The following is a 19,687-nucleotide window of genomic DNA, read 5'->3' on the forward strand; positions in this document are numbered from 1 at the left end:
TCAGGCTGAACTCAGTTGCAAGTCCATTACTTTTTTAGAAACTTAAAACGGTGTGCAAAAAAAAGCCCAGTTCAGGGAGAACCGGGCTGAAAATAGGATGTCCTTGGGGGAGATACATCCTAGAGGGTAGAAAAAATTCTGGTCGGCAAGTCTGGCGAAAAATAACTTCTAACACCATGACCTCGCCTGCTATAGAAATGATTTTAAGAGCTTTGATCAGAGATGTAAAACCGGTCATTTTTATTAATAGAATTCGTTTTTTCGATGATTGAGGAAGGCAATAAAAAAACCGAGCTAGGCAGCCCGGTTTTCGATTTGATTCTGCTGAGCAGACTGCAGCAATTCATCCATTTTATGGCGAATTCGACTTTCAATTTTGCGTACATTCTTGGCATTCAGAGATTTACTCATGGCACGTAGCGGGATAAACAGTTTATCTCCCATACCATCAACCAGGACAAATTCCGGTTTACCACTGCGCTTTTCACTGTACATGATGCCGGCAATATTCACTTCCCCATAAACAATATGCAGATCGCAGCAGGCATCAAAAAATTCATCCAGTGCTTTAGCATGTGTGTCATTAAACTCACCAGTACGGCAGAGTTCGTGCAGGGTAATACCGTTGCCATTCGGACTGATAATTTTCTCGACAACCAGTCCTAAGCCCTGATCTGTTTCCACAAAGCCATAGGGTGTTTCAATCGGGAAACTAAAAATGTTGTGCTTATAGTGATTTTTACACAGCTGTAGGTATTGCAATACTTCACGGCGGAACTGCTTATATACACCTTGAGCATGCCCACGTTTAAAACGGCCGAGATGTGCCCATTCACCATTATCATTGATGCGGTTTGGATTCATCACTTTAATGGCTTTACTTTCATCAGTCGGATGCTGATAAACCAGTTTATAACCGCCTTTACCTAGAAGGGTAAGATCATTAAGTTGATACATCATGGAGACCTGAATAAAATAAATGGGAGAATTTTTAACCGTAATGTAACATAAAATACACGAAAAAGCCCACCCAATACCTTTGGTGAAAGGAGTACATGATAGTAACTACTTGAGAACCAAGTTAAATAACGAAGTGGTTCAGCTCAAAAAATTGTAAATTAAGCTTCGAGCAGCTTTTGCATCTGCGCTTTAATTTTAGTCTCAACTTTACGTACATTTTTAGCATTGATACGCTTGCTCATGGCACGTAATGGAATGAGTAGTTTTTCACCCATACCATCGACCAGAACAAATTCAGGTTTATTATGCCGCTGTTCGGTATACATGATGCCGGCAATATTCACTTCACCATAGACAATATGCAGATCACAACACTGATCAAAGAAGAGATCCAAAGCCTGTGCATGCTTCTCGGTAAATTGTTTTTCACGACAAAGCTCATGCAGGGTAATTCCTCTGCCATTTGGGCTGATAATTTTTTCCACGACTAGCCCCAAACCTTTATCGGTCTGAACAAAACCATACGGAGTTTCAACAGGAAACTCAAACTGGTTATATTGATAGTTGTTCTTGCATAATTGTAGGTATTGCAATAACTCACGGCGGAACTGTTTATACGCCCCTTGAGACAACTGGCGCTTGATCTTGCCATGACCTTTCCAGCCCCCATCAGTATCTACACGATCTGGATTCATGATCTTGATAATCTTATCGTCTTGCTCGGGGTGCTGAAAAACAATTTTTGAGCATCCTTGGCCCAGACGGGTAAGTTCATCAATTTTATACATCATGTAATGTTCCTGATAAGTCGAGGGATCTCATCCTACGCCGATGGCGAAATGGACAGATGGGTTAATGCTACCTAAAAATAAGAAAAATTTCATGTGCTGACATGGAAATGATATTTAAACTGATGATTTGCAAAAGCATAAAAATAAAAAACCGAGCCATTCAGCCCGGTTTTTTGAATCTGTCGATAACAGATCAGATATTGTCTAAATCAATACCTAAACGTGCAGCAACTTCTTCATATGCTTCAACCACACCGCCCAGGCCTTGGCGGAAACGGTCTTTGTCCAGTTTTTTCTTGGTATCTTTGTCCCATAGACGGCAACCGTCTGGAGAGAATTCATCACCCAGTACGATACGGTCGTGGAACACACCGAATTCAAGTTTGAAATCAACCAGAAGCATATTACCCGCTTGGAATAATGCTTTAAGCACTTCGTTCACTTGGTAAGTCAGTTCTTTCATTTTTGCCAGTTGTTCAGCAGTTGCCCAACCCAAAGCAATCGCTTGAGATTCGTTCACCATTGGATCGCCAAGGGCGTCATCTTTAAAGAACAATTCGAATGTAGGAGGTGTTAACTCTTTACCTTCTTCAACACCAAGACGACGGCATAAAGAACCCGCAGCATAGTTACGTACAACACACTCTACTGGAATCATTTTGAGTTTTTTTACCAATACTTCGTTTGGCGTTAATAGCTTCTCAAAATGAGTTTCAATACCAGCAGCAGCCAGCTTTTCCATGATGAAGGCGTTAAAACGGTTATTCACCTTACCTTTACGATCCAGTTGTTCGATCTTTTCGCCATTGAATGCTGACGCATCGTCACGAAAAACTAAAATCAGGTGGTCTTCACTGTCTGTGGTATAGACAGATTTCGCTTTACCAGTATAGAGCAAGGTTTGTTTTAACATGAGGGAACCTTCTACAAAAAAAAATGCCTAGAAAATGTCTAGGCTGGCCAATTTTGGTAAATCTGGTTTAACAGTTCTGTTGCTTTTTCGCGATCGGCAAAACTGTTATCAGGATTAAACACAGCCAGGGTGTTACTCGAACCTGCAGGAGAGAGTCTTAAAACATAGGTCTGCTGATCGACCTTAATCGTTACCTGGTAACGATCTTTGCTTTGACCAACGATGGAATGGTTAAGGCTGCTGAGCGTGGCAAGAGTGTATTGCCATATTGTAGCAGCATTTCCATCAATTTTGAGCAACGGATTTTGATTTCCATCCATTACCAGTTGCGGCTTTCCTGTTATATCTGTAACAGTTTCATCAGCTTGAGTTGAACGAACTGGCTCAGCAGAAGGGCGGGGCAGGGCAAAACGGTTGCCACGTTCATTTTCCAGTTTTGGTGCATGTTCAATCGCAAGCGGATCTACTGTCGGAGCAGGATACAATGGCGTTGCAGGACGAACCATAGCACCTTCAGGGTATTGCAGAGGCTCTAGCGTAGTGGTGTCCTTGTAATCCAAAGTGCCATTTTTAAAGGCCATTGAACTACAACCCGCTAAACTGAATGCTGAAAGGGCAAGGATAAGTCCTAAACGTAATTGCATAGTATTGTGCTCTTATTTAATGACGCCCGCTGCAGCAAGTGCTTCATGAAGCGGAGCGCGATATTGTTCTGCAAGTGGTGTTAACGGCAGGCGAATACCTGTACCGATGAGGCCCATGTCATGGAGTGCCCATTTCACAGGAATTGGATTCGATTCGCAAAATAAAATATTGTGTAAATTTGCAACCTGAGCGTTAAGCGCTTCAGCGTGAGCATCATCACCGCTAATCGCAGCGGCACACACTTCGCTCATGACTTTTGGTGCAATGTTGGCGGTCACAGAAATGTTCCCTTTCGCACCATGTGCCATCAGCTGATACGCCGTTGCATCATCGCCAGAATACACGGTCATGTCTTTGCCTTGTAAGCCAGCGATCAGTGCAGCACCGCGTTCAACATCACCTGTCGCATCTTTAATCCCGACAATTTGCGGGATATCTGCCAGACGAATCACTGTTTCGTTTGACATGTCCACACCGGTACGGCCTGGTACGTTGTACAGGATTTGCGGCAGGTCTACTGCTTCGGCAATCGCTTTATAGTGCTGATACAGGCCTTCTTGAGTTGGCTTGTTGTAATACGGAGTGACTAGAAGTGCAGCATCTGCGCCCAGGTCTTTGGCTTCCTGGGTCAGCTCAATGGCTTCACGTGTTGAGTTTGCGCCTGTACCGGCAATGATTGGAATGCGTTTGTTCGCGACACGAATGATTTCTTTGATCACTTGCGTGTGTTCACTCATGCTGAGTGTAGATGCTTCACCTGTTGTACCAACCGCGACAATACTGTTGGTGCCCTCTGCAATGTGCCACTCAACCAGCTTCTCGAGACCCTTCCAATCTACGCTGCCATCTTCAAACATAGGGGTGACGATTGCGACAATGGAACCCTGAATGGTCTGTGCTTGCTGAGTCATTTTAAAAAACTATCCTATTTGTCCATCCGAAGAGAATGAGAAAACATATTTGGGATGGGTTTGTATTTTGATTTGTAGCAAATTCAATGCATTTGCGCCGAATTGAATATTGCGTATGCAAATTATGACTGATCAGCAGCATAAGAACAATATGCTTTGCTGAAAGCCACTCAATTCTTTATACAAAGCTCTGTAACAACAAGCAAGCAATAAAAAGAATGAAGCTTCTTGTAAAACGATAAAAAGAGAAGAGTATTTTCACATGGTCTGGATAATTGGACACTTAAATAAAATTGTCATATAAATGACTGTTTAAGTAAGTTATTACATTGAAAATTCAAATAGTTAAGCGATTATTTAAGATTTATAAATGATTATCCAATAGCTAAAACATATCAATAATACAAGGATAGACATGGTTAAAAATGCATTGAAATCCCTGTACTAATTCTTTTTAGATATTAATGAATCTTTAGATATTTATTGAATGTTGGATTTTTTTAGCTGATCTGTAAGCCTTAAATCCTTAAACAGGAATTTTCTGGCAATGACAATAATTGTTTTTGTGACTTTCTAAGGATTCTATCTCAAACAACAGCACCGATCCCTGTATCTGTATATCCCACTAAAACATTCAACTTATTGGTAGTTAAATCCGACTTCGGTCTCATAGATGATGACGGCTCTATTTGAACGCTGATTGAACAAGGATAATCCAATGGAAAAATCAGATAATAAGCATGCTATCGTCACGGTCGCGATCTGTTTTCTGATTGCAGTGATTGAAGGCTTAGATATTCAGGCTGCAGGTATTGCAGCAGCGGGTATTCGTGAGCATTTTGGTCTCGATAGCTCACAATTGGGTGTATTTTTCAGTGCAGGGATTCTGGGCCTATTGCCTGGTGCACTGGTCGGTGGTCGTATTGCGGACCGTATTGGCCGTAAGACTGTTTTGATCTGGTCTACAGCGGTGTTCGCTGTATTCACACTTTGTACAGTATGGGTCAATAGCTTTAACTCATTATTGGCTGTACGTTTCTTGGCAGGTGCGGGTCTCGGGGCGGCAATGCCAATCTTGATTACGCTTGCATCTGAAGCTGTAACACCTGCAAATCGTGGTCGTGCAGTCGGTTTGATGTACTGTGGTATGCCAGTCGGTGCAGCAATTCTGTCATTGATTGCAGCGACTGAATTTGGTGCAAACTGGAAAAACATTTTCTACCTCGGGGGATTATTACCAATCATCGTGATTCCGGTGATGATGTTCTTATTGCCTGAGTCTAAAGAGTACTTAAAAGCGAAAGATCTAGCAGAAAATGCACCTGCTGATGCTGCGCCTAAAGGTGCGTTTAAAGATCTGTTTAACTCACAAAACCTGCTACGTACCATGTTCATCTGGGTAAGCTACTTCTTCACATTGATGGTGGTATACATCATGCTCAGCTGGTTGCCATCTCTATTCCAAGAACTTGGCTTCACACGTAAAGAAGGTGCTACGGCTCAGTTCTACTTCATGTTAAGTGCGACTGTAGGTACAGTGATTCTAGGTGTGTTAACTGACCGCTGGAAGAAAGCATACGTCATTCTATTAATGTACGGCGGTATCTTGGCCGGTCTATTGGCGCTAAACGCTGCAGGTTCATTAACACAAATGTACATGGCATCAGCGCTAGTGGGTGCATTCGTTATTGGCTGTCAAGGTGTATTGTATGCCTTCGGTGGTATCGTTTACCCAACAGAAGTTCGTGGTACGGGTGTTGGTGTTGCATCAGCAGTAGGCCGTATTGGTGCAATGCTTGGACCAGCAATTGCAGGTAGTCTGTTAACTGCAGGCTTCGGTGCGGCGGGCGTAATCTCAGCAGCGATCCCATGTATTATTATCTCAGCAGTATTTATGTTGTTCTTGGTTCGTAAAATGAACAGTGCGGCATAAGCGAAACTGAATAAAAAACCCGCAGGATGCGGGTTTTTTTATGTCTCAAAGAATGATTCAAACGACATGAATTAACGTCTTAAAACCTATGTCGCTATTCGAATTCAGCCATATTTGTCATGATTGCACTAAAAAATAATTACAAATAAGAAAAGAGTGCTTAGCTCAAAAACTGCGCATTGTGCATTTCCTATAACAACATCAAAACTATACGCTATGGACCATTCAGGGCGAAATTGAGCTTGAGTTTTATCTCATCTCCTTGACACTCAAACACATCTCTTTCTGGACGGGCATAGCTCAGCTTTGAAGATCAAGCGCGTATGGATGATGTAAATCTACACATCATTGTCTTTAAGCTTGATGCAATGCCGAAATATTTTGATTGGCTATATACGACGTTACACACGGGCTTATTGTTACTTTCATGTGGCATCGCTAGGTAAAGCCAAAATCTACCTATGTTTTGTGCGCGATTTGGCCCAAGAATTGCCCGAATATGATTTTTGTCAGAATGCGCAGTCATTCTATTTTTGTCACCGGGACTAAAAAACAGGATGGTTTTTAGGCTATGCTTGGGCATCATCAAGATTTCAAGGAATGAGAGCGTATGCAGCAGAATGCCGCGTTGATTGTTGTGGATGTTCAGAAGGGATTTACCCCGGGAGGTAATCTGGCAGTCGCAGGTGCGGATCAGATTATTCCGAATATCAATCAACTAGGACAATACTTTAGTAATATTGTACTGACCCAGGACTGGCATCCAGAAAATCACATTTCCTTTGCAGCTCATCATCCTGACAAAGCTACCTATGACACGATCCAGCTAGAGTATGGCCCTCAGGTGCTCTGGCCAAGCCACTGTGTGCAGGGCACTGCGGATGCTGAACTGCATCCAGAATTGGATCTGCCACAAGCGCAGCTGATTATTCGCAAAGGCTTTCATCAAAATATCGACAGTTACTCTGCTTTTATGGAAGCAGACCGGAAAACCAGTACCGGTCTGGCAGGTTATCTGCGAGAACGTGGTATCGATACGGTATTTATTGTTGGAATTGCCACCGATTTCTGTGTGGCGTGGACAGCGATGGATGCCTGCAAACTGGGCTTTAAGTCCTATGTAATTGCGGATGCTACTAAAGGCATTGACCTGAATGGTTCACTGCAACATGCCTGGCAGGATATGCTGGCTCAAGGAGTAAAAAGGATTTATCTGAAAGATATAATCGATGTGGCCTAAGCGCTGGCTTTTTATTTTTGAGCTGATCTGCTTTCAGACGAGTTGATATATTTATATATTTTGAGGCATCAAACGATGCCTCGATTTCCTTTTAAATGCCCCCGGATTTCCCCATGTCAGCACTCCTTCAATTTAGCCAGTTTGTCCAAAAGACCTTTGCTTTGTGGGTGATTCTGTTTTCTGCCATTGCCCTGATGCTACCGGAGCTTTTTGTCTGGCTACGTGCCTATATTCCCTGGATGTTGGGCCTGATTATGTTGGGTATGGGCATGACCATGACAGTAGGCGATTTTAAAAGTGTGTTACAGAGTCCAAAAGCAGTGGCAATTGGGGTGGTGGCCCAGTTTATGGTGATGCCAGGGCTGGCTTTTCTCCTATGTCAGCTGTTCCAGCTTCCGGCTGAAATTGCGATTGGGGTAATCCTGGTTGGTTGCTGCCCGGGTGGAACTGCATCCAATGTGATTACCTACATGGCCAAAGGCAATACAGCCCTGTCTGTGGCCTGTACTTCGGTTTCAACTTTGCTAGCACCTGTTTTAACCCCGACTATTTTCTATCTGTTGGCTAGTCAGTGGATTGAGATCAATGCCTGGTCAATGCTGGTATCAATTCTGCAAGTGGTATTATTTCCGATTATTTTGGGCCTGATTATCCGTGCCATTTTAAAGGCTAAAGTTGAGGCTTATATCCAGGTAATGCCACTGATCTCGGTGATTGCGATTGTCGCAATTGTCGCCGCAATTATTGCTGGCAGTAAAACCCAGATTCTGGAATCCGGACTAATGATTTTAGGCATTGTTGCCTTACACAATGGCCTGGGTTATTTGCTTGGTTATTGGGCTAGCAGAATCTTCAAACTGGCTGAAATTGACTGCCGTGCGGTGTCGATTGAAGTGGGGATGCAGAACTCAGGGCTAGGTGTGGCTTTGGCTGCAACCCATTTTGCTGCATCTCCCATCACAGCCGTACCGAGTGCCATTTTTAGCTTATGGCACAATATTTCTGGACCAGCCTTGGCTACTTATTGGGCAGCTAGAAAACCCGCTGAGACGGATCAGCAGAACTGATGCCAGCAGAAACAAGGAATAAAAAAAGCCCGATGCTAAGATCGGGCTTTTTACTCTTCAAAATTTATTAGGAGGCTTTGGACTGTTTCGATTTCAGGATATCGGTTCGGAAGCTTTGCGCCAGTTCTGCCATCTCGGCATCCATCCCATTCATCACGAAAGCATGACGGGTCAGGACATTGGTTGGATTTGGCATGCTGACCAGTTCATAGTGATCAGAAATAGATTTAAGTAAGAAATTCGGGACATGTACCGCACTTTCACGCGCTATCAGTTGCTGTGCCAGACGTTCAGCCGCTTGAGTTGAATTCAGCTGCATTTCATCCACTTTTGAAGCGATCGCGCTGCGTGTCTGCAAGACAAAACGTTTATCTTCACGATAGCGTTTGTACAGCACTTCAGAAAGTAACTGGAAGACATAGCTGATCAGGGTGAGGCAGGCGAGGGCATTGGGCTTGTCTGCGGCAATACTCAGTGTTGCACCTTTTTCATCAAACTTGTGTACCGTCCAGACATCCGAACTGTTCAGTTTATAATGTTGTACGCACAGTTCAGTGGCCTTATTTAGGAAGATCTGACACAAGTTGAAATAAGGCACAGACACAGTCTTGTTGACCGAATCCAGCAGCTGTTTGGGATCATAGAACTGGATATTCAGCGACAGGGTATCTTTTTCGACTACAGCCGGCGTGCTGTCTTTTTCCTTTGGCTTATTGTGAACCGCTTGCTGTGCCTGAGCAATTGCCAAAGCCGCATTGTGTTTTTCCTGTTCCAGTGCCTGAGTCAGCGTTTGAATTTCAAATTTCAGACGTGATTCATTATTGATGCGCGCCAGGTATTCACTGCGGCTTGGACGGGCAATGGCGCGATAAGCTAACCATAATAAACTATGCAGAATGAAAGAGAATAAAATCGCTGTCCACTGGGTACGCAGAATTTCACCGATACTTGGCTCAATCAAAGTAATCTCAACTGAACCGACTTTTTTCTCGTTAAGTAATGCTTCGCGGACAAAAACCTCACCACCTCGGGTTTTCGTCAGACCACCAGTGGCTAAAACCTGAGCATTTGCATCCAGGATGCGAATTGAGGCAACACTTGGGTTAGTGGAATAACGATTTGCCAGTAAAGCCAATGAAACACGATTGGCTGGATCCAGCTCAGCTAGGCTGTCTGTCACCAGTTGACTGGTCATGAGCTGACCTTGGCTGGCACGGTTTTCATTCAGCTGGTGAGTGGTTGCCAATACCAGTAAGAAGGTATGAAGGGCAAAACTTATAATCAGTAGGCTAGCAAATAGCCCTTGTCTAGGCGCATTCAACGTAAACTTCCAAGGCAATTCTATTCAAATTCGATTATGATTCTAACAATAGTTGTAGCTCAGACCCGAGTCAATTCATGCGAGAAATCATTCTTATATCATTCTTAGGACCCGACCAGCCTAATCAATTTACACGATTAATGCAGGTTTTGTCCGCTCATTCCTTACAGATCCTGGATGTTGGACAAGCGGTTATTCATAACCAGTTGACCTTAGGTATTGTTGTATCTTCGGACGACCAGACCGCTACCGCATTAGCCATGAAGGAAATCCTGATTCTAGCACATGATATCGGGTTAACAGTGCGCTTTAAACCGATCTCTGTCACAGAATACAATCAATGGGTCAAAGAAGGCGGTCAGACCCGTTATATCGTGACCGCATTGGCCCCGGAATTAAAGGCTTCCCACTTGCAAGCCGTGACCCAGATCGTGTCCAGTCAAGGCTTTAATATTGAAACTGTAACCCGACTCTCCGGTCGTCCGGTACTGGACGATGATGATACGGAGGCTGGACCAAAACGTGCCTGTGTACAGTTCAGCCTGAAAGGTCAGATGCTGGATGCCGCAGCAATGCGTACAGCCTGCCTAAGCCTGTCTACGGCACTGAATGTCGATGTTGCAGTTCAGGAAGACAATGTTTATCGCCGTAACCGTCGTCTAGTCTGCTTTGATATGGACTCGACCCTGATCGAGCAGGAAGTGATTGACGAGCTGGCAATTGAAGCAGGTGTCGGTGCACAGGTGGCTGAAATCACCGAACGTGCCATGCAGGGCGAGTTAGACTTCCAGCAAAGCTTCCGTGCACGTGTAGCACTACTAAAAGGCATGGATGCATCTGTGCTGCCGAAGATCGCAGAACGTCTGACCATTACTGAAGGTGCAGAACGTCTGATCTCTACCTTGAAAGCACTGGGTTATCGCACCGCAATTCTTTCTGGCGGCTTCCAGTACTTTGCTGAGCATCTGCAAGCCAAGCTAGGCATTGATGAGGTCCATGCCAATGTCCTCGATGTTGAGGATGGGATTGTGACAGGTGAAGTCAAAGGTCATATTGTTGATGGTGCGCGTAAGGCGCATCTGTTAATGACGATTGCTGAAGAGATGGGTATTTCCCTGGAACAGGCAATTGCCGTGGGTGATGGTGCCAATGACCTACCAATGCTATCGATTGCCGGTTTAGGCGTGGCATTCCGTGCCAAGCCACTGGTCCGTCAGAATGCCAATCAGGCGATTTCTAGTGTCGGTCTGGATGGCGTGCTGTACCTGCTTGGTGTGCATGACAAAGACCTCAGCCGTGCCTGAGATTAGCGATTTTTAAGATAGAAACGCGGTCAAATGGCCGCGTTTTTTTATGCTGATTGATCACGCGCTGAAGAATAGTAGAGGGAGCTGTATAGAAATATACCGATCATCTTAAACGGAAAAATAATTTTTTCAGGCCAGGAAAACGGCGTTTATTTTGTAATGACACTCCAGCATCGATGGGGCAAATGTTTCAGAAAAACTCTAAAAATAAAAAATGTAATGACAAAATAATATCGCGACAGAATATGTCGTTGAACAGAAATAAAGGACTTTTTTTAGTCAAAAAACTCATCATAATGCTGGCATAGATAGACAAATCAATATATTCCACGAAGTGGGTTTTACGACATTCAACCATGAGAACCGCTGCATTACTTGCATGATCTGGGGTTGGACGGAGGGGATTTTATGGTAACAGCGAATTTAGCAACAATTGTGGGCTTTAGTCTGGTAGCCGCTGCTGTACTTGTTGTGTTCTTCTCGCCGTATCGTCGCTGGTTAAGTTTTATGGTGGCTGGAATGTTTACCTGGGGGCTGATTGAAGTCATTCGCCTGGGAACACAGACACTATTTGAACTGCCAATGACCTATGGTTATTTAGCGGCGTTATCGAGCGTGATGGTCATAGTAACTCTATTGTTGCTACGTGAAGATCGTCGTGCCGAGCGCGCACTGGCCAATCGCCGCTGCATCGAACATACACCTGTTTATGAAGATGACCAGCAGCAGTTCTCTAGTCGATAATTGCGCTACTAAAAACAATAAAAACAAATGCACCTTCGGGTGCATTTTTTGTTAACGATCATCTACAAACTGCATGCTTAACCTCCTTGTAATTTATGCTAGGATAGCTATCAATTTTCGTAGAATTACAATAGGCATAACTCATGAAACTGTCGTCAATTCCTGTCCTGAAACTTCCTTTGGTCGATCTCAGTACCGACCCGCTTGATTTACTGGTTGCAGGCTTGGCTTTGCGTATGAAGCAGTTGGCACGTACCAGTCCGAAATTTATTGAATTGGTCCATGAGCGTCAGTTCCGTATCCAGATCGGTACAGATGAAGGTCTGGCGCGCCAGATTATTGTCAATAACGGTGATATTGATACTGTATCAGGTAATGCTGAGCCAGCAGATTTTGTATTGCAGTTTGCAGACAGCGAGCAGGGTGTTAAAACTTTGATGAAAGGTGACCCAACCGCATTTATGACCGGCATGCAAAACGGCACTATCAAAATGGAAGGTGACTTCGGGTTGTTGGTCTGGTTTAACCAAGTGGCGAAAATGCTTCCACCAAAATTGCCAAAACCAGTCAAAGAAAAAGTGAAGCTAGTACGTCAGTTCATTAAAGAGAAAACTGGTAAATAAGATTTAAATTTTTTAAAAGATCTGGAATGCTAGTCAATTAAATAATTGGTTAGCATTTTTTTCGAGCTTAGAAAATATTGGACACATGAAATATCATCCGCAATTGTTTCAGGCAAGACTAGAGCTAAAAGAGATTGTTTCTGCGAGACATATATTCATTGATCAGACCTGACGAGTTTTGCGGTGAGGAGCATTGCTTCGCAAGATGCCTCCCTTGCGAAGCTCCACTTCTCATTCAGGCAAAACCAAAATAATAAAGACTGAAAAAAATAATTTATAAAGAAAAAATTTCGAGAAACAAAGTATCAGGAAACTTGTTATTCAACTTCTAAATTAAACGTCACCGGTCCGTCATTGATCAGATGCACTTTCATGTCGGCGGCAAAAATACCAGTTTGTACATGATCAAACTGGCTTTGTGCATATTCCACCAGCTGTTCATACAAGGCTTTTGCTTCAGCCGGTGGCATGGCCGGACCGAAGTCAGGACGTAAACCTTTTTGGGTTTGCGCCATCAAGGTAAATTGGGACACCAGCAGTAAACCGCCACCAGCTTGACTAACATTCCAGCCCATTTTTCCCTGTTCATCATCAAAGAAACGGTATTTCAGAATTTTATCAATCAGCTTCTGGCCTTTTTCTAGGGTATCTTCCTTACCAATCCCTAAAAAGACCAAGATACCGTGCTGAATTTCTCCGGTTGTTTCACCCTCAACAACGACTTTGGCTTCTAGCACTCGCTGTAATAATGCGCGCATATTTGACTCAAAAACTGAAAATTATGTGCATTGTACAAGAACCGCAGCAAGTCTGCAGATTAGCTCTGCTTAAAATGTATTCTAATCTATTGACTATATTTGATAATATTTTAAATAATCTAAAAACACGATTGAATTTATAAAAATTATCTGTTTTATCTATTTTTTGCTCTCGAGTATCTTAGCCCATGCAGGAAAGGTAATAAATTGAGAGATTTAGAAATGTTTAAGCGTTCATTACTGGTTGCAATGCTTGCAACTGTCACAGCCGCACAAGCTGCCCCATTAACTAAAGATAACGGCGCGCCAGTGGGGGATAACCAGAACTCGATCACCGCCGGTCCAAATGGTTCCGTTTTACTTCAAGATGTACAATTAGTTCAAAAATTACAACGTTTTGGTCGTGAGCGTATTCCTGAACGTGTGGTACATGCGCGTGGTACAGGAGCATATGGTGAATTCGTTGCAACCAAAGACCTATCTGATCTGACCCTTGCTTCATTGTTCAAAGCCGGTACTAAAACTCCAGTTTTCTTACGCTTCTCTACCGTAATTCATGGTAAAGGTTCACCAGAGACTTTACGTGACCCGCACGGTTTCGCAGTGAAGTTCTATACTCAAGAAGGTAACTGGGACTTGGTCGGTAACCAGACACCGGTATTTTTTATCCGTGATGCAATCAAATTCCCAGACTTCATTCATGCCATGAAGCCAAGCCCGGTGACTAACGTACAAGATGCCAACCGTGTGTTTGATTTCTTGTCGAGCCAGCCATGGGCAACCAACATGCTGACCTATGTATACGGCAAGCAAGGTGTTCCAACCAGCTACCGCGAACAGGACGGTTTTGGTGTTCACGCTTACAAACTGTATAACGACAAAGGCGAATACAAGTACGTGAAATTCAACTTCCGCTCTAAACAAGGCGTGAAGGGCTTGAACGTGAAAGAAGCGGCTGAGCAGCAAGGTAAAGATTTCAACCACTTGACCAATGACCTTTATAACAACATCTATGCAGGTAACTTCCCGAAATGGGATCTGTACATTCAGGTGCTTGATCCTAAAGACCTGGGCAAGTTTGATTTCGATCCACTAGATCCAACTAAAATCTGGCCAACTGAGCTGGTTCCAGAAACTAAAGTCGGTACCTTGACCCTGAACCGTATGCCGAAGAACTTCTTCAACGAGACTGAACAGTCAGCATTTGCGCCAGGTAACCTGGTACCAGGAATCGAGCCATCAGAAGACCGTCTGCTACAAGGCCGTATCTTCTCTTATTCAGATACACAAATGTACCGTCTGGGTGCAAACCACCAGCAGATTCCGGTCAACCGCCCAGTGGTGAATGTGAATAATAACAACCAGGATGGCTACATGAATGTATCTGAGCGTGACTCAGATGTGAACTATGAGCCTAGCCGTAAAGAGCCAAAAGCTGCAACTGCGAAAGCACGTGCGGTTCAAACTCCACTTACTGGCACAGTTCAACAGATCGGTGCCAAAGAACAGAACTTCAAGCAGGCTGGTGAACTTTACCGCTCATACACAGCTAAAGAGAAAGATGACCTGATCATGAACCTGGCTGCTGACTTAGGTGCAGTGAAAGATTCAGAAACCAAGCACATCATGTTGTCTTATTTCTACAAGGCAGATGCAGACTACGGTACCCGTATGACCAAAGCAGTCAACGGTAACCTGGCGACGGTTAAAGCCAAAGCTGCAAAATTAAAAGACTAATCTCGATTGGTCTTGAGGAACTGGTGACTAGGGTATAGCACATCACCTCCGAAAAGTCCTGTAAAACTCCAAACCTTTCCTGCACCCTAGGGGGAGTTTTACAGGCACTCCGCTTCTATCTCATCTCAGGTGAATTGAATCCTGAGTGACTGAAATTTTCTTTTCGATTTCTGTTGGAGTTCATCATGAAAGTTATGCCAGAAGCATTTTTAGCCAGTATTCTTGCCTTCAGTTGCGCATTCGCAACTGCTGCTGAAGTGAAGAATGTCTCCCCTGCAAAAACTGCGACAAGCGTTCAGATGACCTCACAACAGGAATTGGTCGACCTGTTCTTCGCTGCGGCCAAAATTGGTAATAGCGAAGTTATCAACGAATTTTTAAAACATGGCTTTCCGGTCGATGTGCGCAATAAAGACGGTTATACCCCGCTAATGATGGCGACCTATTATGGTCACCAGAGTATTGTTACGACCTTGTTGAAACATGGTGCAGACCGTTGTGCCCGAGACAACCGCGGCAATACCGCTTTAATGGGTGCCTTGTTCAAAATGGAATTTGCCATTGCCAAGCAGCTGCGTCAGGTGGATTGTGATGCCCAAGCCAAAAAGACCGGAAAAAAAACCACGGCTGAATTTGCTAAAGTGATTGGCCAGGAAAAACAGCTACAAAAAATCATCCAAGAAGCAGAAAAATCTAAAGCAAAAGCAGATAAATAGGCTGTTATTTACAGCAGTACTTTGGTCTATATTTCTCCTGGCTGTATGTAATTGCTGCAATATTGCAGGGCTTTTTATGCTTTAATGCAAAGATAAGCACAGCGATATTTCCTAAGTTATGGCGCCAATCATCCAATCCCTGCTTGATACTGACTTGTACAAATTCACCATGTTACAAGTGGTATTACACAAGTTTCCGCAAACACACAGTCTTTATCATTTCCGTTGCCGTAATCTTGAAGATACGGTTTATCCACTCACGGATATCCTGGATGATCTGAACCATCAGCTTGATCTACTGTGCCAGCTGAAATTTAAAGAAGATGAACTGCAGTATTTACGCAGCTTGCGTTTTATCAAAAGTGATTTTGTGGATTATCTGGAGCTGTTTCAGCTCAAACGCCGCTTTATCAAGGCGACCATCGACAGTGAAGGTCGTTTAGACATTACCGTTGAAGGCCCAATGGTTCAGGCCATGATGTTTGAAATCTTTGTCCTAGCGATTGTCAACGAACTGTATTTTAGCCGGATCCGTACTCCAGAAGTGCTGATAGAAGGTGAACGTCGGCTGCAGGCCAAAATGCAACTACTGAAACAGTACGATGCTTCGCAGGATTCAAATGATCCGCCATTTCTGGTATCTGATTTTGGTACCCGCCGCCGTTACAGCTTCGAGTGGCAAAAGCATGTGGTGGAAGAATTTAATAAGGCAGCGCCACAAGTCTTCCGTGGAACCAGTAATGTACTATTAGCCAAAGAACTGGGTATTACGCCAATTGGTACGATGGCGCATGAATTCCTGCAAGCTTTCCAGGCACTGGATGTACGCCTGCGTGATTTCCAGAAAGCAGCACTTGAAACCTGGGTACAGGAATATCGTGGTGATCTGGGAATTGCCCTGACTGATGTGGTCGGGATGGATGCCTTCTTACGTGATTTCGACCTGTATTTTGCCAAGCTGTTTGATGGCCTGCGTCATGACAGTGGCGACCCTTATGAATGGGGCGATAAAGCCTATGCCCACTATAAAAAACTGAAAATAGACAGCAAAACCAAGATGCTGACTTTCAGTGATGGCCTGAATCTGGAAAAAGCCTGGAAACTGCATCAGTACTTCAAAGATCGCTTCCAGGTCAGCTTCGGGATCGGAACGAATTTGACCAATGACATGGGACAGACACCGCTGAATATCGTGCTGAAACTGGTGGAATGTAACCGTCAGTCAGTCGCAAAAATTTCCGACAGTCCAGGAAAAACCATGACCGACAATGATACCTTCCTTGCGTATCTGCGTCAGGTATTTGACATCAGCGAAGTCGCTGAAAAGTAATCTCAATCAGCCGTCTTCAACCTGAGGCGGTTTTTTATGCAATGTCCTGTGTGTCAGGGTCTTTAGCATAAATTGTGATAAATAACCCAATAAAAACCGCATAATTGTAAAAATGAGCTGTGCTAAGATCAGACTGATTTGAACCAGAATACCTATGATAACGATGACAGCTTCAGCTTTTAATTTGGGTCTGCTGATAGAAACAGAAGACTTGGTGCCGCATCTGGGCAATGAAAAACTCCGTATTGTTGACCTGAGTCGTGCCTCTGTTTATGAACAGTTGCATATTCCGCATGCACTCCATTTACAGCCAAAAATGCTGGTTCGTCAGGAAGAGCAAGCTTTGGGTCTATTACCGGATCAAGAAGGCCTGGAGGCACTAGTTCGTTATCTGAATATTTCTCCTGAGCATCATGTCGTGGCTTATGATGATGAAGGTGGGGCTTGGGCAGGGCGTCTGTTATGGAACCTGCATTGTTTAGGATTTGAGCACACCAGCTTACTCAATGGTGGTATTCATGCCTGGTTAGCGGCTGGGCTGCCGACTTCCTCTGATCCGGTGAAGCTGGAGCCAGTCGAACAACTGGTGCAAATCAACCTGAACCAGGAAAATGCAGTAGGGATTGACTATGAAGCCCTACGTCAGCAGGTCGATCAAGGGCAGATCCAGCTCTGGGATTGCCGTACTGAAGATGAATATACCGGCCTGCGTCTGACAGCACGACGCGGCGGTCACATTCCGGGAGCACGTCATTTTGAGTGGAGTACTGCCCTTAACCGTGAAAATCATTTAAAATTACACCCTTTGCAGCGCACACAACAGCGCCTGGAACAACTGGGTTTTAATCTTAAGCAGCCTGTAGTGGTGTACTGTCAGTCACATCACCGCTCCGGGCTGGCCTATATCTTAGGACGTTTGCTCGGCTGGAAAATCCAGGCTTATGACGGTGCGTGGAGTGAATGGGGCAACCGCCTCGATAGTCCAATCGCTACAGGGGAGTTGCCATCTTGAGCATCACATCGCGTTTAAAACAACAATTATTTATCCAGGCTCAGAAAGTGGTGCCACAGCATCGTCTGTCTCGTGTGGTAGGTAAAATTGCAGCTAGTGAAAATCCGGTTGTAAAAACTGCGGTGATTTCTGCTTTTAAAGCCAAATACGGCATCGATATGTCGATTGCGGAGCAGACCAATGCCTTGAAGTTCAAGTCATTTAATGATTTCTTTACCCGCGGTCTAAGAACCGGAGTGCGTGCGGTTGACGCTGACCAGGGCAGTATTGTTTCTCCTGCCGATGGCGCCATTTCCCAACTCGGCAAGATTGAAAATGGTGATGTGTTCCAGGCCAAAGGTCAAAAGTTTACAGTTGAAAATCTGATTGCCGATCCACAACTGGCGCAGCCATTCAAAAACGGTGAATTTGCCACAGTATATCTGTCACCACGTGACTATCACCGTGTGCATATGCCATTTGCTGGCACACTGACAGAAACCCTGTATGTACCGGGTGAACTGTTCTCGGTCAATCAGACGACAGCAGAAAATATTCCAGGTCTGTTTGCACGTAATGAGCGCATGGTGTGCCTGTTTGATACTGAGCTTGGTCGTATGGCAGTGGTGCTTGTTGGGGCCATGATTGTAGCCGGTATTGAAACCGTGGCGACGGGTAAAGTAAAACCTTCAGGCCGGATTGAATTGAACCAGCATAATCTGTTCCTGGAAAAAGGTGCAGAACTTGGCCGTTTCTACCTGGGCTCAACGGCTGTCATTCTGTTTGAAGAAAACAAGATGCAATGGGATGAGAAGTTTAAAGCCAATTCAACAGTGTTGATGGGTGAAGCTTTAGGGCATACCGTTTAAGAAAATTCCTCCTGACCTTCCTTTGAAAAGGGAGGAATTAAAAGGTACAAAAAAAAGCGCCATCAGGCGCTTTTTTTAGATCTAGAATTTATTTATTGCTTCACAACAATCGAATCGATACCACTATGCTGCAAAGTCTGTTGTGCAATCACTGCCGCTTCTACAGAATCATAAGGGCCGGAAACCACACGGTACCAGACCTTGCCATTTTCAACGCTTCTGACCACATCCGCAGATAGGCCATTCAGGATAATCTCGGCACGGCGTGCATCCGCCTGATCCGGATCATCAAAACTGCGTACTTGTAGAATATAGGTCGCTACTGGTGCAACAGGTTCTTCAGTTACCAGTCCCGGCTCATTCACAGTTTCAGGTGCAGCTTCCTCAGTTCGAGGAGCTTCTACAATGACCACAGCATCCTGTTTATTGGTTTCAGGCACAGCCTGTTCAGGAATTGGAGTAACCTGCTGTTTCGGCAACAGGTCATAGAAGCGATAATCCTTGTTGGTGTCTTCCTCTTCATAATGCTGAGAAGTGATCTGATCATTGTTTGGTTTTACAGGTTCCCATGGCTTCCACAGCATGAGCGCCACCAGAAAACTTAACACGATTAAAATGATCACGAGTGTGCCTAACCATGCAGGAATCAATGGCTTCTTTGGCTTGTTCGGACGTTCAGATACACCGCGTTGCGTTTTTCCAAACACTGGGGATTTCCTCTTGTATTTATTTTACCAGACAGAGAAAGGCATAACCGGTGTTATGCCTTACTCTCTGCATCGTATGTGATCGTAATACAAATGTCATTATACAAATCACCCACTCCACAGG

The 19,687-nt window shown here is 44.3% G+C and carries 19 protein-coding genes; 11 read left to right on the forward strand and 8 right to left on the reverse strand.

Annotated elements, in window-relative coordinates; translation table 11 throughout:
* Positions 1-294: 294 nt before the first annotated feature.
* The 5 genes from ACTJIX_RS05495 to dapA all read right to left on the reverse strand — a co-directional run bounded on the left by ACTJIX_RS05495 (position 295) and on the right by dapA (position 4,220).
* Entirely contained in the window at positions 295-960 is a 666-nt protein-coding gene (locus ACTJIX_RS05495) for a YrbL family protein (RefSeq protein ID WP_440611250.1), read from the reverse strand.
* Positions 961-1,118: 158 nt separating this feature from the next.
* Positions 1,119-1,751 carry a YrbL family protein gene (locus ACTJIX_RS05500; RefSeq protein WP_180185300.1) on the reverse strand — a complete coding sequence of 211 codons (633 nt, stop codon included), beginning with the start codon at positions 1,749-1,751 and terminating at the stop codon, positions 1,119-1,121.
* 193 nt (positions 1,752-1,944) lie between these two features.
* Positions 1,945-2,664, reverse strand: coding sequence for a phosphoribosylaminoimidazolesuccinocarboxamide synthase (gene purC / locus ACTJIX_RS05505; RefSeq protein WP_004813888.1), 720 nt, complete (start codon positions 2,662-2,664; stop codon positions 1,945-1,947).
* A gap of 38 nt (positions 2,665-2,702) precedes the next feature.
* The gene (locus ACTJIX_RS05510) at positions 2,703-3,308 is read right to left on the reverse strand and encodes a lipoprotein-34 precursor (NlpB) (RefSeq protein ID WP_163172567.1); all 606 of its coding nucleotides are present in this window, start codon (positions 3,306-3,308) and stop codon (positions 2,703-2,705) included.
* Positions 3,309-3,320: 12 nt separating this feature from the next.
* The gene (gene dapA, locus ACTJIX_RS05515; protein WP_353380531.1) at positions 3,321-4,220 is read right to left on the reverse strand and encodes a 4-hydroxy-tetrahydrodipicolinate synthase; all 900 of its coding nucleotides are present in this window, start codon (positions 4,218-4,220) and stop codon (positions 3,321-3,323) included.
* 718 nt (positions 4,221-4,938) lie between these two features.
* On the opposite strand from dapA, the gene mhpT reads away from it, so the two are divergent.
* From mhpT to ACTJIX_RS05530, 3 genes are all read left to right on the forward strand, one after another.
* On the forward strand, positions 4,939-6,153 hold the full coding sequence (mhpT, locus tag ACTJIX_RS05520; protein ID WP_004813883.1) for a 3-(3-hydroxy-phenyl)propionate transporter MhpT: 1,215 nt from the start codon (positions 4,939-4,941) through the stop codon (positions 6,151-6,153).
* Between the two features lie 610 nt (positions 6,154-6,763).
* The gene (pncA, locus tag ACTJIX_RS05525) at positions 6,764-7,393 is read left to right on the forward strand and encodes a bifunctional nicotinamidase/pyrazinamidase (protein WP_004813881.1); all 630 of its coding nucleotides are present in this window, start codon (positions 6,764-6,766) and stop codon (positions 7,391-7,393) included.
* A gap of 113 nt (positions 7,394-7,506) precedes the next feature.
* Positions 7,507-8,460 carry a bile acid:sodium symporter family protein gene (locus ACTJIX_RS05530; protein ID WP_004813879.1) on the forward strand — a complete coding sequence of 318 codons (954 nt, stop codon included), beginning with the start codon at positions 7,507-7,509 and terminating at the stop codon, positions 8,458-8,460.
* 67 nt (positions 8,461-8,527) lie between these two features.
* Here ACTJIX_RS05530 and ACTJIX_RS05535 read toward each other — a convergent pair whose 3' ends face one another.
* Complete coding sequence (locus ACTJIX_RS05535; protein WP_004813877.1) at positions 8,528-9,781, reverse strand: hypothetical protein; 1,254 nt, start codon at positions 9,779-9,781, stop codon at positions 8,528-8,530.
* Between the two features lie 77 nt (positions 9,782-9,858).
* Between ACTJIX_RS05535 and serB the strand changes: the two genes are divergently transcribed.
* The 3 genes from serB (at position 9,859) to ACTJIX_RS05550 (ending at position 12,455) form a co-directional block, all read left to right on the forward strand.
* Positions 9,859-11,085 (forward strand): phosphoserine phosphatase SerB, encoded by a 1,227-nt coding sequence (gene serB, locus ACTJIX_RS05540; protein ID WP_004890910.1) that lies wholly within the window; start codon positions 9,859-9,861, stop codon positions 11,083-11,085.
* 411 nt (positions 11,086-11,496) lie between these two features.
* Positions 11,497-11,832 (forward strand): ciprofloxacin tolerance protein AciT, encoded by a 336-nt coding sequence (aciT, locus tag ACTJIX_RS05545; RefSeq protein ID WP_004813875.1) that lies wholly within the window; start codon positions 11,497-11,499, stop codon positions 11,830-11,832.
* Between the two features lie 143 nt (positions 11,833-11,975).
* Positions 11,976-12,455, forward strand: a complete 480-nt coding sequence (locus ACTJIX_RS05550) for a hypothetical protein (protein ID WP_004813874.1) — start codon at positions 11,976-11,978, stop codon at positions 12,453-12,455.
* A 317-nt stretch (positions 12,456-12,772) separates the two neighbouring features.
* Here the strand turns inward: ACTJIX_RS05550 and dtd are convergent, their stop codons facing one another.
* Entirely contained in the window at positions 12,773-13,213 is a 441-nt protein-coding gene (gene dtd / locus ACTJIX_RS05555) for a D-aminoacyl-tRNA deacylase (RefSeq protein ID WP_004813873.1), read from the reverse strand.
* Between the two features lie 222 nt (positions 13,214-13,435).
* Between dtd and ACTJIX_RS05560 the strand changes: the two genes are divergently transcribed.
* From ACTJIX_RS05560 to asd, 5 genes are all read left to right on the forward strand, one after another.
* Positions 13,436-14,950, forward strand: a complete 1,515-nt coding sequence (locus tag ACTJIX_RS05560) for a catalase (RefSeq protein WP_008305852.1) — start codon at positions 13,436-13,438, stop codon at positions 14,948-14,950.
* A gap of 185 nt (positions 14,951-15,135) precedes the next feature.
* Entirely contained in the window at positions 15,136-15,666 is a 531-nt protein-coding gene (locus ACTJIX_RS05565) for an ankyrin repeat domain-containing protein (RefSeq protein WP_440611251.1), read from the forward strand.
* A gap of 118 nt (positions 15,667-15,784) precedes the next feature.
* Complete coding sequence (gene pncB, locus ACTJIX_RS05570; protein WP_008305847.1) at positions 15,785-16,996, forward strand: nicotinate phosphoribosyltransferase; 1,212 nt, start codon at positions 15,785-15,787, stop codon at positions 16,994-16,996.
* Positions 16,997-17,159: 163 nt separating this feature from the next.
* Complete coding sequence (locus ACTJIX_RS05575) at positions 17,160-18,008, forward strand: sulfurtransferase (RefSeq protein ID WP_340817212.1); 849 nt, start codon at positions 17,160-17,162, stop codon at positions 18,006-18,008.
* On the forward strand, positions 18,005-18,856 hold the full coding sequence (gene asd, locus ACTJIX_RS05580) for an archaetidylserine decarboxylase (protein WP_004813864.1): 852 nt from the start codon (positions 18,005-18,007) through the stop codon (positions 18,854-18,856). The genes ACTJIX_RS05575 and asd overlap by 4 nt, the downstream gene beginning before the upstream one ends.
* 92 nt (positions 18,857-18,948) lie before the next feature.
* Here the strand turns inward: asd and ACTJIX_RS05585 are convergent, their stop codons facing one another.
* A complete protein-coding gene (locus ACTJIX_RS05585) occupies positions 18,949-19,563 on the reverse strand; it encodes an SPOR domain-containing protein (protein WP_004813862.1) in 615 nt (204 codons plus the stop codon).
* Positions 19,564-19,687: the final 124 nt, after the last annotated feature.

Origin of the sequence: Acinetobacter sp. 22323 (assembly GCF_052044895.1) — a bacterium.
Lineage (GTDB): Bacteria > Pseudomonadota > Gammaproteobacteria > Pseudomonadales > Moraxellaceae > Acinetobacter > Acinetobacter schindleri.

Excerpts from the sequence above, each read along its gene's own strand:
- ACTJIX_RS05530 (WP_004813879.1), top strand. The coding sequence starts at position 7,507 with ATGTCAGCACTCCTTCAATTTAGCCAGTTTGTCCAAAAGACCTTTGCT.
- dtd (WP_004813873.1), bottom strand. The coding sequence starts at position 13,213 with ATGCGCGCATTATTACAGCGAGTGCTAGAAGCCAAAGTCGTTGTTGAG.
- ACTJIX_RS05575 (WP_340817212.1), top strand. The coding sequence starts at position 17,160 with ATGACAGCTTCAGCTTTTAATTTGGGTCTGCTGATAGAAACAGAAGAC.
- ACTJIX_RS05500 (WP_180185300.1), bottom strand. The coding sequence starts at position 1,751 with ATGATGTATAAAATTGATGAACTTACCCGTCTGGGCCAAGGATGCTCA.
- serB (WP_004890910.1), top strand. The coding sequence starts at position 9,859 with ATGCGAGAAATCATTCTTATATCATTCTTAGGACCCGACCAGCCTAAT.
- ACTJIX_RS05560 (WP_008305852.1), top strand. The coding sequence starts at position 13,436 with ATGTTTAAGCGTTCATTACTGGTTGCAATGCTTGCAACTGTCACAGCC.
- aciT (WP_004813875.1), top strand. The coding sequence starts at position 11,497 with ATGGTAACAGCGAATTTAGCAACAATTGTGGGCTTTAGTCTGGTAGCC.
- dapA (WP_353380531.1), bottom strand. The coding sequence starts at position 4,220 with ATGACTCAGCAAGCACAGACCATTCAGGGTTCCATTGTCGCAATCGTC.
- pncB (WP_008305847.1), top strand. The coding sequence starts at position 15,785 with ATGGCGCCAATCATCCAATCCCTGCTTGATACTGACTTGTACAAATTC.
- mhpT (WP_004813883.1), top strand. The coding sequence starts at position 4,939 with ATGGAAAAATCAGATAATAAGCATGCTATCGTCACGGTCGCGATCTGT.
- ACTJIX_RS05510 (WP_163172567.1), bottom strand. The coding sequence starts at position 3,308 with ATGCAATTACGTTTAGGACTTATCCTTGCCCTTTCAGCATTCAGTTTA.
- ACTJIX_RS05550 (WP_004813874.1), top strand. The coding sequence starts at position 11,976 with ATGAAACTGTCGTCAATTCCTGTCCTGAAACTTCCTTTGGTCGATCTC.
- ACTJIX_RS05565 (WP_440611251.1), top strand. The coding sequence starts at position 15,136 with ATGAAAGTTATGCCAGAAGCATTTTTAGCCAGTATTCTTGCCTTCAGT.
- pncA (WP_004813881.1), top strand. The coding sequence starts at position 6,764 with ATGCAGCAGAATGCCGCGTTGATTGTTGTGGATGTTCAGAAGGGATTT.
- purC (WP_004813888.1), bottom strand. The coding sequence starts at position 2,664 with ATGTTAAAACAAACCTTGCTCTATACTGGTAAAGCGAAATCTGTCTAT.
- ACTJIX_RS05495 (WP_440611250.1), bottom strand. The coding sequence starts at position 960 with ATGATGTATCAACTTAATGATCTTACCCTTCTAGGTAAAGGCGGTTAT.